This window comes from Pseudomonas japonica (assembly GCF_013522925.1).
Lineage (GTDB): Bacteria > Pseudomonadota > Gammaproteobacteria > Pseudomonadales > Pseudomonadaceae > Aquipseudomonas > Aquipseudomonas japonica_A.
The window spans coordinates 41,091-55,390 of record NZ_JAAMQU010000009.1; the positions used below are offsets into that span (position 1 = coordinate 41,091).

Consider the following 14,300-nt stretch of genomic DNA (forward strand, 5'->3'; position numbering starts at 1 on the left):
GCATGGCTATGAGTGTTAGCGATAAACGCGTTGAAGAGTTTGCCTACTACATCTGGGAATCGGAAGGCCGCCCGGAAGGCCATGCGCAGCGGCACTGGGAAATGGCGCGCAAGCTGGCCGAGGCTGAAGACAAGGCCCCTGCAAAGCTGCCCCGCAAGGCCCCGAAAAAGCCCAAGGATGAGGTGACCACGGAGGCAGCTAAACCTGCCGCCGCGACCAAAGCCAAGGCTGCACCGAAGGCCGCGCCCAAGGCTGCGGCCAGCAAGCCTGCCGAGGCACCGAAGCCTGCCGCCAAGGCAGCAAGCGCCGAGAAAAAACCTCGCAGCGCCAAGAAGCCCGCAGCGAGCTGACCCCCACCCCCGCCCGGCCAGCTTCCCGCCGCCGGGCTTGCAGCAACTCTACCCAGGCCGCCAGCGCGGCCCTTCCGGGTAGCGTGCGTAGTTAGCGGTCCAGCCGCCTCGACATCTCTTTTTTATTAAAGCGTTTGAAACGTGAAGGACTCCCCATGAGCCGGCAAAAGAAAACCGAACCCGCTGAAGCGGCCGCCACCCCTGATATTCCAGAATCGCCCATTGATCCGTCCCGTATCCGCGAAGGCCTGCCCTTCCCACTCGGCGCAACCTGGGATGGCCTTGGCGTTAACTTCGCGCTGTTCTCGGCCCATGCCACCAAGGTGGAGCTGTGCCTGTTCGATCCCAGTGGCGAACATGAAATCGCCCGTATCGAGCTGCCGGAATACACCGACGAGATTTATCACGGCTATCTTCCGGACGCACATCCCGGGTTGATCTACGGCTACCGGGTGTACGGCCCGTACGATCCGAAGAACGGCCACCGCTTCAACCACAACAAACTGCTGATCGACCCCTATGCCAAGCAGTTGGTGGGCGAGCTCAAGTGGTCCGAAGCCCTGTTCGGCTACACCATCGGCCACCCCGATGATGACCTGAGCTTCGACGAACGTGACAGCGCGCCCTTCGTGCCCAAGTGCAAGGTGATCGACCCGGCCTACACCTGGGGCCAGGATCAGCCAGTGCGGGTGCCATGGGACAAGACGGTCATCTACGAAGCCCATGTACGCGGGCTGACCATGCGCCATCCTTCGGTGGCCGAGTCGGTACGCGGCACATTCGCGGGCATGAGCAACCCCGACGTCCTGGACCACCTCAAGAAACTGGGGGTGTCGTCTGTAGAGCTGTTGCCAATTCATGGCTTCCTCAATGACCAACACCTGCTTGAGAAAGGGCTGAACAATTATTGGGGCTATAACTCCATTGCGTTCTTCGCGCCGCATTCCAAATACCTGGCCAGCGGCAAGATCGCCGAGTTCAAGGAAATGGTCGCCCACCTGCATGAAGCAGGCTTGGAGGTCATTCTGGACGTGGTGTACAACCACACCGCCGAAGGCAACGAGCGCGGTCCCACGCTTTCCATGCGCGGTATCGACAACGCCTCGTACTATCGCCTGATGCCCGACGACAAACGCTACTACATCAACGATTCCGGTACCGGCAACACGCTGGACCTCAGCCACCCTTGCGTGCTGCAAATGGTTACGGACTCGCTGCGCTACTGGGCCAGCGAAATGCACGTGGACGGCTTCCGCTTTGACCTGGCAACGATACTGGGTCGTTACCACGACGGCTTCAGTGAGCGTCACAGCTTCCTCGTGGCCTGCCGGCAAGACCCGGTACTGCGCTCGGTAAAACTGATCGCCGAGCCTTGGGACTGCGGCCCGGGCGGTTATCAGGTAGGGAACTTTGCGCCAGGCTGGGCGGAATGGAACGACAAGTTCCGCGACACTGTGCGTTCGTTCTGGAAAGGGGACGAAGGCAAGCTGGCAGCATTCGCCTCGCACATGACCGGCTCCGGCGATCTGTTCAACCATCGCGGGCGTCGGCCGTTCAGCTCCGTGAATTTCGTTACCGCCCACGATGGCTTCACCCTCAAGGACCTGGTGTCCTACAACGAGAAGCACAACGAAGAGAACGACGAGAACAACCAGGACGGTACCAGCAACAACATGTCCTGGAACCACGGTGTGGAAGGCCCCACCGATGATCGCAATATCATCGAGCTGCGCCTGCGCCAGATGCGTAACTTCTTCGCCACGCTGCTGTTCTCTCAGGGCACGCCCATGATGGTGGCCGGCGACGAGTTCGCCCGTACCCAGAACGGCAACAACAACGCCTACTGCCAGGACAGCGAGATCGGCTGGATCAACTGGGAGCTGGACGAGGACGGCAAGCAGTTGATGAAGTTCGTGCGCCGGCTCACCAAGCTGCGCCTGACCTACCCGATGCTGCGGCGCAATCGGTTCCTGGTAGGGACCTACAACGAGGAGCTGGGGGTCAAGGACGTGACCTGGCTGGACCCGCACGGCAACGAGATGACGCCGGAGCAGTGGCAGGATAACAATGGCCGCGCGCTTGGGATGCTGCTGGACGGCCGCGCACAGCCCACGGGTATCCGCAAACGCGGGGACGATGCCACCCTGCTGATCATCGTCAACGCCCACCACGATGTGGTGAACTTCACGCTGCCGGAAGTGCCTCAGGGCACCCATTGGAACTGCCTGGTGGACACCAATCGCCCTACCCTTCGCGACCCAGAAGCGCTGGACTTCGGCACAGAGTTCATGGTGACTGGCCGTTCGTTCCTGCTGTTCGAAGCGCACCACGAAGTAGACGACTGAGCCGGCCTGTAAGGCGCATTCCGAGGTTCGCCCGGCCCTGTGATACAGAGGGGCCGGCTTTGCGCTGAAACCCGGGAACAGGCGCCTACCTTCGGAACTGCTATAGCCTGTGGCCGGTCTGAAGCTGTGACCGTTTTCGAATCAAGGAGCCACCGTGTACGCCGAGCCAGCCGAGGGTGCCAGCAACCCGCATGGGGGCGAGAAACGCGACCGTGAGGTTCACCGCATACGTGTCCTCACGGTCAATACGCACAAAGGCTTCACTGCGTTCAACCGCCGATTCATCCTGCCAGAGCTGCGTGAAGCGGTACGCAGCACCAGCGCGGATATCGTGTTCCTGCAGGAAGTGCTGGGGGGCCATGACCGCCATGCCTCCCGCTTCGCCAACTGGCCGCAGGTGTCCCAATACGAATTTCTGGCCGACAGCATGTGGCCCGAATTCGCTTATGGCCGCAATGCTGTCTACCCCGATGGCCATCACGGCAACGCCCTGCTGTCCAAATACCCCATCCTTCATTACCGCAACCTGGATGTGTCCATCACAGGGCCGGAGCGGCGCGGGTTCCTGCATTGCATCCTGCAGGTGCCTGGGCACGAAGACGGCGTCCATGCCATCTGCGTTCATTTGTCGTTGATGGAGCACCACCGTCAGCAGCAGCTACGGCTGCTACGCCAACTGCTGGACTCGCTGCCACCGCATGCACCGGTGATCATCGCCGGGGATTTCAACGACTGGCAGCTCAAGGGCAATGCAACCCTGGCGCAATATGGCGACCTCCACGAGGCATTCGAGCGCAACCTGGGCCAGTTACCTAAAACCTACCCTGCCCGCTTCCCCATGCTGCGCCTGGACCGCATCTACCTGCGCAACGCCACCAGCCACCAACCCAGGATCCTCGGCACCCGGCCATGGACGCACCTGTCGGATCACCTGCCGCTGGCGGTAGAAATCCACCTTTAAATGCCCACGTTTAACCTGTGGGAGCTTGCGGAGCCTGCGAATTACCCGACTCCGACAGCCCCTACAGATTCAAAGGCGCTCACCCGTGGGGTGCATCCGACCCCAAAGACCTCGCTTGCTTGACTACCTGAGGCTGCAGGATCAACACGCCAAGAGGTGGCAGTTTGAGGTTCAGCGAATGGACCTGCCCGTGGCTTTCGATCTCCTCGCTCGCCACCGCGCCGCCGTTGCCGTAGTTGGAACCGGCATAGGTTTCCGCGTCGCTGTTGAACACCTCGTCCCACAAGCCCGCCACCGGCACGCCAATGCGGTAGCCATCACGCGGCACGGGGGTAAAGTTCGCCACCACCAGCAGCGGCTCACCGTGGCGGCTCCAGCGCAGGTAGGCGTACACGCTGTTCACTGCATCATCGCCAATCACCCACTGGAAGCCCTGCGGCTTGCAGTCCTGTTCATGCAGCGCCGGCTCCTCGCGGTACAACCGATTCAGGTCGCTGATGGCCTGCTGCACGCCCTTATGCTCTGAATACTGGGTGAGGTACCAGTCCAGCTGGTGGTCATGGTTCCACTCGCGGAACTGACCGAATTCGCAGCCCATGAACAGCAACTTCTTGCCGGGGTGGGTCCACATGAAGGCCAGGTAGGCCCGCAGGTTGGCAAACTTCTGCCAGCGGTCTCCCGGCATCTTGTCTATCAGCGAATGCTTGCCATGCACCACTTCATCGTGAGAAATCGGCAGCACAAAGTGCTCCGAGAACGCATACATCAGGCCAAAGCTCAGTTCGTTATGGTGATGCTGGCGATGGATAGGGTCGTTTTGAATGTAATGCAGCGTGTCGTGCATCCAGCCCATGTTCCACTTGTACGCGAAGCCCAGCCCGCCTTGCTGGGTGCCTTGGCTCACACCTGGCCAGGCCGTGGACTCCTCGGCGATCACCAGCGCGCCAGGGGTTTCCTGGGCCACCACGTCGTTGAGGTGGCGGAGGAATTCGATCGCCTCGATGTTTTCACGGCCGCCATACTGGTTGGGTACCCACTCGCCGGCCTTGCGCGAGTAGTCGCGGTAGAGCATCGACGCCACAGCGTCTACTCGCAAGCCGTCAATGTGGTAATGCTTGAGCCAGTGCAACGCCGAGGCAATCATGAACCCGTGCACTTCGGTGCGCCCGAGGTTGTAGATCAGGGTGTTCCAGTCCTGATGGAAGCCTTCCAGCGGGTTGTCGTATTCGTACAGCGCAGTGCCGTCGAACCGGGCCAGGCCATGTTCATCGGTGGGGAAGTGCGCCGGCACCCAGTCCAGGATCACCCCGATATTCGCCTGGTGGCAGGCGTCTACAAACGCCGCGAACTCATCCGGTTCGCCGAATCGGGCCGAAGGCGCGAACTGGCTCAGGGGTTGATAGCCCCACGACCCACCGAACGGGTGTTCCATCACCGGCATCAGCTCAATGTGGGTAAAGCCAAGCTGCTGGATGTAGGGGATAAGCCGATCGGCCAGCTCGCTCCAGCTGTAGTGCCGGCTGAATTCACCCGCCTCGTCGGTCTCCACCATCCAGGAGCCGGCGTGCAGCTCATAGATGGACAGCGGCTTGTCCGCACCCGCCGCTGCCTGCCGCCCTTCCATCCAGGCCTGGTCACCCCATTGATGGCGCAAGCGCGTAGCTACTCGCGAGCCGGTGGCGGGCGGCAATTCGGTCCAACGCGCCAACGGGTCTGCCTTGAGCGGCAAGACGCCGTGCTGCCCTAGTACTTCGTACTTGTAGATTTCACCTGCGCTGAGCGCGGGAATGAAAATCTCCCAGACGCCGCTAGGATGGCGCTGGCGCATGGGGTGGCGACGGCCGTCCCAGCCGTTGAAATGGCCTACCACGGAGACACGCCGGGCGTTGGGCGCCCACACCGAGAACCGTACGCCTTCCACGCCGTGAACGTTGATCACCTGCGAGCCCATGGCGTCGCTGAGGTTGCGATGGTTACCCTCCGCGAACAGGTAAAGGTCCATTTCGCCAAGCTGTTCACCGAAGCTGTAGGGATCGTGAGCGATCTGTACCCCGGTGGCCCAATGAATCCTGAGCCGATAGTCGCGGGTACCCTCAAGGCGCCCGGCAAAAAAGCCGGGTACCGATGAGTGCTCTTCGAGGTGCCCGATCGTGTCTTCACCGTGGATGCTTACCAGCTCCACCCGCATGGCGTGAGGCAGATACGCCCGTACGTACAGGCCATCCGCTCCATCTCCGTGCGGCCCCAATACCGCGAACGGGTCGGGGTGCTCTGCACGCACCAATGCCTGTATGTCCGCGTCTGGCGGAAATACGCCCTGGGCGCGGCCCTGTCCCTGTTGCGCACTCATGTGTTGTCTCCGTTGATAGCCAGCAGCCCGAAGAGGCCATGCAAGGGCACGGCCAACCAGCTCGGGCGATTCTCGGCTTCGTAAGCGATTTCGTAGGCAGCCTTTTCCAGGCTGAAGAGTTCGAGCGCGGCACGCTCGCCTTCGGGGTCTTCCCAGGCATGAGCCAAGGTGGCGCTGGCCAGGCCATACGCCTCGATAAAGGCCTGACGCGCTTCCGCCAGGTAGCGGTCGGCTACACGCTGGCGAGCATCGGCGGCCTCCGAGGAGCTGTCCACAGCCTGGGCACTGCGCACCGCCATGGCCGCGGCATAGTCGAATGAACGCAGCACACCGCTCACGTCCTTGTACGGGCTGTACTTGCCACGGCGCTCTTCCAGCGGCCGTGCCGGCTCACCTTCGAAGTCGATCAGGTAAGCATCGCCCTGCACCACCAGTACCTGGCCCAGATGAAGGTCGCCATGAACCCGCATCACCAGGCCACCCACGGCGGTACGGGCAAGCCGTTCCACGTGGGAAAGCAAGGCTTCGCGCCGGCCCAGCAGCTCTGCCACCTTGGGTTTGGCGTCATCCGTGAAGGTGTCCTTGTGTTGTTCGAGTAAGTGCAACGCGCGTTCGACCTGCGCCGTTACGCTTTTGCTCCATGCCTGGGCATCTTTTTCATCACTCACCCGGGCGGCGAAGTCCGGATTGTCGGTGTCCCCTGCCAGTGCAACGTGCATTTCACCCAGGCGTTGGCCGAGCATGCCCGCGAACGCCTTCAGTTCTTCGAGCGCGTTGTAGTGCTGCTCCTGCTCGGACCGCGCGGCGTCCAGCTCATCGCGAACGGCCCGCTCGAGGTTGTTCTGGGTCCATTCCCAGGCGTCGCCCTGGTTGTTCAGGTAGCCCTGGGCAATCATCAACAGGTGCGGCACGCCGGCTTCGTCCACGCGCACCACCGAGCCCAACAACGGCGAAATGTTCTGATAGCCTGCCTCGGTGAGGAAGGCGCCCATTTCGAGCTCCGGATGGACGCCACCGCTTACCTTGCGGATCATCTTGAGCACCATGCTGCCGTCGATCACCACCGAACTGTTGGATTGCTCGGCGGACAAGTAGCGGATCGGCGGCTCGTCCGCCACGTTCAAGGCGTCCATTTGAGCGGTATGGGTGAAGCGCAACTGGCCCTCGGCGCACGGCAATACGCTGTCCGCCTTCAGCCCACGCACTACGGCGCGGATAAAGCTTTCGAGCACGAAGGCGTCGGTCAGCAAGCCTACCTTGTTATTGCGGCGCACCCGGGTGAGCGCCAGTTGCTGGGGCAAGGCGCTGCTGATCAGGTCTTCCGGGACGAACCCGAACGGGAACTGATACCGGCTGAGTACGCCCCCGCTGCTCACTTCGATTTCGCTGAGCAGTACGGGCACCGGCAATTGGCTGAAGCGCACGCCATAGGCCACGCGAATACTGTCGATGGCATTGCCCTTGCCACCGAACCAGCGGCGCTTGGGCAAGTACTGAGGCAAGGTGGTGTGCTCGATGGTGTGACGGGCCGGGCCGTCGAGCAATTCTTCCAGGCGCTTCTTGAGCACCAGCGTTTCCAGATCAGGCATAGGTTGTGCGGCCTCCACGTGCCAGCTAGGCATCTGGTTTTCCGGGGCAAGCAGGAACCAGTAAAACCCATAAGGGGGCAAGGTCAGCAGGAACGGCAACTGACCGATGGGGGGAAAGGCATTTCCGCCGAGCATTTCCACCGGCACCATGCCGGCATACGGCGACAGTTCCAGCTCGGCGGCCTGGGCGGCCCTGGACACGTTCGCCACGCACAGGATGTGCTCGGTGCGGCCCTCGGCATCGGTGTACTCGCGCAGGTACGCAAGAATTCGCCGGTTGCTGGGGGTCAGCATCTTCAGCGAGCCGCGGCCGAACGCTTGTTGCTGCTTGCGTACCGCCAGCAGGCGCCGGGTCCAGTTCAGCAACGAATGCGGGTCGCTGGCCTGGGTTTCCACGTTCACCGCCTGGTAGCCGTACAACGGATCCTGGATCGGCGGCAGCACCAGGCTTGCGGGGTTGGCGCGGGAGAAGCCACCATTGCGGTCCACCGACCATTGCATCGGCGTGCGTACCCCGTCGCGGTCGCCCAGGTAAATGTTGTCGCCCATGCCGATCTCGTCCCCGTAATACAGGGTAGGCGTCCCCGGCATGGACAGCAGCAAGCTGTTGAGCAGTTCGATACGGCGGCGGTCACGCTCCAGCAAAGGGGCCAGGCGGCGACGAATGCCCAGGTTGATCCGCGCCCTGCGATCGGCCGCATAGTGATTCCACAGATAATCCCGTTCGCGGTCGGTCACCATCTCCAGCGTCAATTCATCGTGGTTGCGCAGGAAGATTGCCCATTGGCAATTCGGCGGGATCTCCGGCGTCTGGCGCAAGATGTCGGTGATGGGGAAGCGGTCCTCCTGAGCCAGCGCCATGTACATGCGCGGCATCAGCGGGAAGTGGAATGCCATGTGGCACTCGTCGCCGTTATCGCCCTTGCGGTCGCCGAAGTACAGCTGGGTATCCTCAGGCCACTGGTTGGCTTCGGCCAGCAGCATCCGGTCCGGGTAGTTGGCGTCGATTTCGGCGCGGATCTCCTTGAGTACCTTGTGTGTTTCAGGGAGGTTTTCGTTGTTGGTGCCGTTGCGCTCGATCAGGTACGGGATGGCATCCAGGCGCAAGCCGTCGATACCCAGGTCCAGCCAGTAGCGCATCACTGCAATAACGGCTTTCATCACCTGCGGGTTGTCGAAGTTCAGGTCGGGCTGGTGAGAGTAGAACCGGTGCCAGAAGTACTGCCCGGCCACCGGGTCCCAGGTCCAGTTCGACTTTTCGGTGTCCAGGAAGATGATCCGGGTGCCGTCGTACTTCTTGTCGTCATCGGACCATACATAGAAGTCCCGCGCCCGTGACCCCTTCTTCGCTCGCCGCGCCCGCTGGAACCACGGGTGCTGGTCGGACGTGTGATTGATCACCAGCTCGGTAATGATCCGCAGGTTGCGCTTGTGCGCCTCGGCGATGAACCGGCGTACATCGGCCATGGTGCCGTAGTCCGGGTGCACGGCCTTGTACTCGGAAATGTCATAGCCGTCATCGCGCCGGGGCGAAGGATAGAACGGCAACAGCCAGATGGTGTTTACGCCAAGCTCGGCGATGTAGTCGAGCTTGGCGATAAGGCCAGGGAAGTCCCCTATGCCGTCATTGTTGGAATCGTGAAACGACTTTACGTGTACCTGGTATATCACCGCATCCTTGTACCAGAGCGGGTCATTCAAGAACGCCTCGCGCGATTTCTTGGCCATTTATACGCATCCGTCAGAAGGCAACTTTTTCCATTCGCCAGATACCGAACGGCATATGCGGCTCCAGGCGGGTCCATTGTGTTTTGCCATGCCACGTCCAGCGGTGCCCGGTCATCAAGTCTTCGCCGTTCACCGAAGCATCGTCGTCCAACCCCAGTTCCCACAGCGGCAGTTCGAACTGCGCTTCCTGAGCGTTGTACGGGTCCAGGTTGATCGCTACCAGGATGAAGTTCTTTTTGTCCGGGGTGCGTTTACCGAAATACAGGATGTTGTCGTTCCACGCATTGTAGAAGGCGAACCCGAGGTGGGTTTGCAGCGCGGGGTTCTGTCGGCGAATGCGGTTGAGCTGGGCGATCTCGGCGATGATGTTCCCCGGCTGGGTAAAGTCCCGCACGCGGATCTCGTACTTCTCCGAATCCAGGTACTCTTCCTTGCCGGGAATGGGCGCCGACTCGCACAGTTCAAAGCCCGAATACATCCCCCACAGCCCCGACCCCATGGTGGCCAGCGCGGCGCGGATCAGGAACCCGGGGCGCCCGCTTTCATGCAGGAAGAACGGGTTGATGTCCGGCGTGTTCACAAAGAAGTTCGGGCGGTAGCACAGCGACCATGGCGGCTGGTTGAGTTCGGTCAAGTACTTCTCCAGCTCGGCCTTGGTGTTGCGCCAGGTGAAGTAGGTGTAGCTCTGGCTGTAACCGACCTTGCCCAGGCGGGCCATCATCGCCGGCTTGGTGAAGGCTTCGGCGAGGAACATCACATCCGGGTCACGGCTGCGGATTTCCTCGATCATCCACTGCCAGAACGGCAGCGGCTTGGTGTGTGGGTTATCCACGCGGAAGATCTTCACCCCTTCCTGTACCCAGCCCCACACCACCTCGCACAGCTCGGTCCAGAGAGAAGGCACTGCATCGGCGGCGTAGAAGTCGACGTTGACAATGTCCTGATACTTCTTCGGCGGGTTTTCGGCGTAACGGATAGTCCCGTCCGGGCGCCAGGAGAACCACCCCGGGTGCTGCTTGAGCCACGGGTGGTCCTGGGAGCACTGGATGGCGAAGTCGAGGGCGATCTCCAGGCCATGCTCGGCTGCGGCTTTCACCAAACGGCGGAAGTCTTCACGGGTACCCAATTGTGGGTGAATGGCCTCGTGGCCACCTTCAGGGCTACCGATGGCGTAAGGGCTGCCGACGTCATCCGGGCCGGCTTCCAGCGAGTTGTTGCGGCCCTTGCGGTGCGCACGGCCGATGGGGTGGATGGGCGTGAAGTAGAGTACGTCGAAGCCCATGTCGCGGATCATCGGCAACCGGGTGTGCACGTCGTTGAACGTGCCATGGCGGTTGGGATCGTCGGTGATGGACCGGGGGAACAGCTCATACCAGCTGGCGAACTCCGCCAGCTTGCGCTCCACCTCCACCGGGTACTCAGGGCTGCGACTGAGGAACGGGCGGTTGTCGGCCTCACGCATCGCCTGGGCGGTGGCCGATTCCAGCAGCAAAGCAACGCGGTGATCCTGATCGAGTCCCTCCAGACGGTCATGGACAGCCTGCAGGCGGTCGCGCAGTTCACCCTCGCTGCGGCCTATGGCGTGCACCAGGTGCAGCCGCCCCTCCTCCAGTTCCAGGTCGATGTTCACCCCGGCGCCGTATTTCTTTTCCAGCTCATAGCGGTAGCTGGCGAAATCATCGCGCCAGGCTTCGATCATGAAACTGTGACGGGCCACTTCGTCGAAGCTGATCTCAGCCTGCCAGCTGTCGTTGCCCAGGTCCTGCATGGGCGTGCTGTGCCATTGGCCGTCGCCCACCTTGTGCCAGCGCAGCAGCACCGCCAGCTTCTCGTGCCCGTCAGTGAATACCTTGGCGTCCACGGTAAGCGTGCGCCCGGGCAAGGACTTGATCGGCCAGGCCCCATCGTCAAGCACCGGGGTTACGTCTTCGATCGCTATGCGCGGCAACAACAGCGCCTCGGACACACTCAAACGGTGCTCCGGATGCTCACCGTGAGGGGCCCCCGGGCCCGTTTCAAAGGTTTGTTCCACCGTCATCGAGTTTCGCTCCCTACGCCCCGTGGACGCGTTGCGTTCGCTGTATGCCTTGCCGAAGCCGGGCGGCCACGACCTTTGAATTCGGAGGCTGGCCCTAAATGAAAGTTCAAGCAGCCTGCTTTGCGCGCTATATGCAACCTCCTGGCGGCTCGGTTGAGCCTTAAGGGCTACGCTGAGGTCACGATGTGAAACCCAGCGCCAAAGGAGCATAGCCATGTCACTGCCATTGCCTGAACCGCTTGACGTACCCGACCCGAATATTGATGAGCCAGCATTGCCACCGCCCGTGGACGACCCCGACAATTCGCCGCCGTTACCTGGTAGCCAGCCGGGCGTCGGCGACCCACCATCAGAGGCCCCGCCCGCTCAGCTGTAACCCGCGTAGCCACGCCTTTTCAGGCGCCTGCACCACAGCCGAACCAAGGGGCGTGGATCCGGTCTGAATCTGGTGGTCAGCCACGTGCAAATACGCACGCCGTGGCTGCGCCAATGCCCGTTGAAGCGCGCGAAGGTGGCTGTCAGGATGCTTGCCATCCCGGCAACACGCGCGCCCTCGGGCCCGCCTAAACAATAAGCAGGGACCTCGCTAATGTCTGCACAGGCTATTTCCGCCAACGGCCAGGAGGCTGGCGTCACCGATGACACCGTTTTGATCGAGGTGCGCAATCATGTGGGCTATCTCACACTCAACCGTCCCTCGGGCATCAACGCCCTGACGCTGGAGATGGTCCGTACCCTTCGTGCCCGCCTGGCCGAATGGGCGGATGACCCGGAGGTGTTCGCCGTGGTGTTGCGCGGTGCCGGGAGCAAGGGCTTCTGCGCGGGTGGCGATGTACGTGCCCTGTGTAAAAGCTACGAACACCACGACACCGTGCATCAAGCGTTCTTCGCCGAAGAATACGAACTCGACCTGGCCCTGCATCAGTTCCGCAAGCCGGTGGTCGCGATCATGGACGGTTTCACATTGGGTGGCGGCATGGGCCTGGCGCAAGCCGCCGAACTGCGCATCGTGACCGAGCGCAGCTGGCTGGGCATGCCGGAAACCGCCATCGGTTTCTTCCCCGACGTGGGCGCCAGCTATTTCCTGTCCCGGCTGCCAGGTGCCATCGGGCTGTATCTGGGCATCACCGGCGCCCGTATCCAGGCCGCCGATGCCTTGTACTGCGGGCTGGCCGACTGGTTCGTGGAACACGACCGGCTGGCGCAGTTCGAGGAGCGGCTGGGCCAGGCGGACTGGTCGCCGATGCCGCTCAAGGATATCCAGAACATATTGGCCAAGCTTGGCGTGCAAGCACTGCCCGAACCTCCGCTGGATCGCCTGCGGCCTGCCATCGATCATTTCTTCAACCAACCGGAGGTGCCCAGCATCATTGAACAGCTTCGCCAGGTGAATGTGGCCGACAGCCGCGACTGGGCCTTGCGCACCGCCGATGAAATGGCCCTGCGTTCGCCCCTGGCCATGGCGGTCACGCGTGAGATGCTGGTATTCGGCCGGCAGCTGAGCCTGGAGAGTTGCTTTGCCATGGAGCTGCACCTGGCGGCTCAGTGGTTCGAGCGCGGCGACCTGTTGGAGGGCGTTCGCGCGGTATTGATTGACAAGGACAACCGGCCCCGGTGGAAACCCGCACCCGGGCAACGACAATTACAAGAACTATTCGAAGGCCTCTGACCCTACAGGCCCGCGCTGCGGGCGATAGGGGCGTAGCAGGCCGCGCAGGGAGTGACACATGCAAGACCTCGAGTTTACCGAAGAGCAGGTCATGTTCCGGGATATGGCCCGGCAGTTTGCCCAGGCGCAGATCGCGCCCCACGCCCAGGCCTGGGAAAAGGCGGGCTGGATCGACGACCAGGTCGTTGCGCAAATGGGCGAGCTGGGCTTGCTCGGCATGGTGGTTCCCGAGCAATGGGGCGGCAGCTACCTCGACTACGTGGCCTATGCCTTGGCCGTGGAAGAAATTTCCGCCGCCGACGGTGCTGTTGGCACCCTCATGAGCGTGCACAACTCGGTCGGGTGCGGGCCGATCCTCAAGTTCGGTACGGCCGCCCAACAGGATACCTGGCTGCCACGGTTGGCCAGCGGGCAGGCGATTGGTTGCTTCTGCCTGACCGAGCCCCACGCCGGCTCCGAGGCCCACAACCTGCGCACCCGCGCCGAGCGCCAGGGTGACGAGTGGGTGCTCAACGGGGCCAAACAGTTCGTGACCAACGGCCGCCGCGCCGAGCTGGCCATCGTGTTCGCGGTTACCGACCCCGAGCTGGGGAAAAAAGGCCTGTCGGCGTTTCTGGTGCCCACCTCCACGCCCGGGTTTATCGTGGACCGCAGCGAGCACAAGCTGGGGATCAAGGCCTCGGACACCTGCGCCATTACCCTCAGCGACTGCCGCATACCCGCCGAGAACCTGCTTGGGGAACGTGGCAAGGGGCTGAGCATCGCGTTGTCGAACCTGGAAGGCGGGCGGATCGGCATCGGCGCGCAAGCGGTCGGCATCGCCCGGGCGGCGCTGGAAGCAGCGCTGCGCTATGGCACCGAGCGGGTGCAGTTCGGCCAGCCCATCGTGGAGCACCAGAGCGTCGCCAACCTGCTGGCCGACATGCACACCCGGGTAAACGCCGCCCGGCTGCTGGTGCTGCATGCTGCCCGGCTGCGCTCGGCCGGGCTGCCCTGCTTGTCCGAAGCCTCCCAGGCCAAGCTGTTCGCCTCGGAAATGGCCGAATGGGTATGCTCCAAGGCGCTACAGATCCATGGCGGCTACGGCTATCTGGAAGACTACCCGGTGGAAAAATACTACCGCGATGCGCGCATCACCCAGATCTACGAGGGCTCCAGCGAAATCCAGCGGCTATTGATCGCCCGCGAGCTGGTGCGCAACGGGGTGTAACTGCCGCGCTCTACCGCGAGCCCTTGTGGGAAGCAACTGTCTTGCGCGGTTTCCCTAAGC

Annotated in this window: 9 protein-coding genes; 6 read left to right on the forward strand and 3 right to left on the reverse strand. The window is 62.3% G+C overall.

What is annotated here, in order from left to right:
* Positions 1-8: 8 nt before the first annotated feature.
* From G7016_RS15410 to G7016_RS15420, 3 genes are all read left to right on the forward strand, one after another.
* Complete coding sequence (locus G7016_RS15410) at positions 9-350, forward strand: DUF2934 domain-containing protein (protein WP_181115869.1); 342 nt, start codon at positions 9-11, stop codon at positions 348-350.
* Between the two features lie 155 nt (positions 351-505).
* Complete coding sequence (glgX, locus tag G7016_RS15415) at positions 506-2,695, forward strand: glycogen debranching protein GlgX (RefSeq protein ID WP_181115871.1); 2,190 nt, start codon at positions 506-508, stop codon at positions 2,693-2,695.
* Positions 2,696-2,921: 226 nt separating this feature from the next.
* Entirely contained in the window at positions 2,922-3,656 is a 735-nt protein-coding gene (locus tag G7016_RS15420) for an endonuclease/exonuclease/phosphatase family protein (protein WP_181116376.1), read from the forward strand.
* A 79-nt stretch (positions 3,657-3,735) separates the two neighbouring features.
* On the opposite strand, the gene glgB is transcribed toward G7016_RS15420, so the two are convergent.
* The 3 genes from glgB to G7016_RS15435 are packed head-to-tail and all read right to left on the reverse strand — an operon-like array spanning position 3,736 to position 11,361.
* Positions 3,736-6,006 carry a 1,4-alpha-glucan branching protein GlgB gene (gene glgB, locus G7016_RS15425; RefSeq protein WP_181115873.1) on the reverse strand — a complete coding sequence of 757 codons (2,271 nt, stop codon included), beginning with the start codon at positions 6,004-6,006 and terminating at the stop codon, positions 3,736-3,738.
* Positions 6,003-9,323 (reverse strand): maltose alpha-D-glucosyltransferase, encoded by a 3,321-nt coding sequence (treS, locus tag G7016_RS15430; protein WP_181115874.1) that lies wholly within the window; start codon positions 9,321-9,323, stop codon positions 6,003-6,005. Before treS ends, glgB begins: the two co-directional genes overlap by 4 nt.
* A gap of 13 nt (positions 9,324-9,336) precedes the next feature.
* Positions 9,337-11,361 (reverse strand): alpha-1,4-glucan--maltose-1-phosphate maltosyltransferase, encoded by a 2,025-nt coding sequence (locus G7016_RS15435; RefSeq protein WP_181115876.1) that lies wholly within the window; start codon positions 11,359-11,361, stop codon positions 9,337-9,339.
* Between the two features lie 214 nt (positions 11,362-11,575).
* Here G7016_RS15435 and G7016_RS15440 point away from each other — a divergent pair, with 214 nt between their 5' ends.
* The 3 genes from G7016_RS15440 (at position 11,576) to G7016_RS15450 (ending at position 14,240) form a co-directional block, all read left to right on the forward strand.
* A complete protein-coding gene (locus G7016_RS15440; RefSeq protein ID WP_181115878.1) occupies positions 11,576-11,737 on the forward strand; it encodes a hypothetical protein in 162 nt (53 codons plus the stop codon).
* A gap of 213 nt (positions 11,738-11,950) precedes the next feature.
* Positions 11,951-13,030, forward strand: coding sequence for an enoyl-CoA hydratase/isomerase family protein (locus G7016_RS15445; RefSeq protein WP_181115880.1), 1,080 nt, complete (start codon positions 11,951-11,953; stop codon positions 13,028-13,030).
* A gap of 58 nt (positions 13,031-13,088) precedes the next feature.
* Positions 13,089-14,240, forward strand: coding sequence for an acyl-CoA dehydrogenase family protein (locus tag G7016_RS15450; RefSeq protein WP_181115882.1), 1,152 nt, complete (start codon positions 13,089-13,091; stop codon positions 14,238-14,240).
* The last annotated feature ends 60 nt before the right edge of the window (positions 14,241-14,300 follow it).

Excerpts from the sequence above, each read along its gene's own strand:
- G7016_RS15410 (WP_181115869.1), top strand. The coding sequence starts at position 9 with ATGAGTGTTAGCGATAAACGCGTTGAAGAGTTTGCCTACTACATCTGG.
- glgX (WP_181115871.1), top strand. The coding sequence starts at position 506 with ATGAGCCGGCAAAAGAAAACCGAACCCGCTGAAGCGGCCGCCACCCCT.
- glgB (WP_181115873.1), bottom strand. The coding sequence starts at position 6,006 with ATGAGTGCGCAACAGGGACAGGGCCGCGCCCAGGGCGTATTTCCGCCA.
- treS (WP_181115874.1), bottom strand. The coding sequence starts at position 9,323 with ATGGCCAAGAAATCGCGCGAGGCGTTCTTGAATGACCCGCTCTGGTAC.
- G7016_RS15435 (WP_181115876.1), bottom strand. The coding sequence starts at position 11,361 with ATGACGGTGGAACAAACCTTTGAAACGGGCCCGGGGGCCCCTCACGGT.
- G7016_RS15440 (WP_181115878.1), top strand. The coding sequence starts at position 11,576 with ATGTCACTGCCATTGCCTGAACCGCTTGACGTACCCGACCCGAATATT.
- G7016_RS15445 (WP_181115880.1), top strand. The coding sequence starts at position 11,951 with ATGTCTGCACAGGCTATTTCCGCCAACGGCCAGGAGGCTGGCGTCACC.
- G7016_RS15450 (WP_181115882.1), top strand. The coding sequence starts at position 13,089 with ATGCAAGACCTCGAGTTTACCGAAGAGCAGGTCATGTTCCGGGATATG.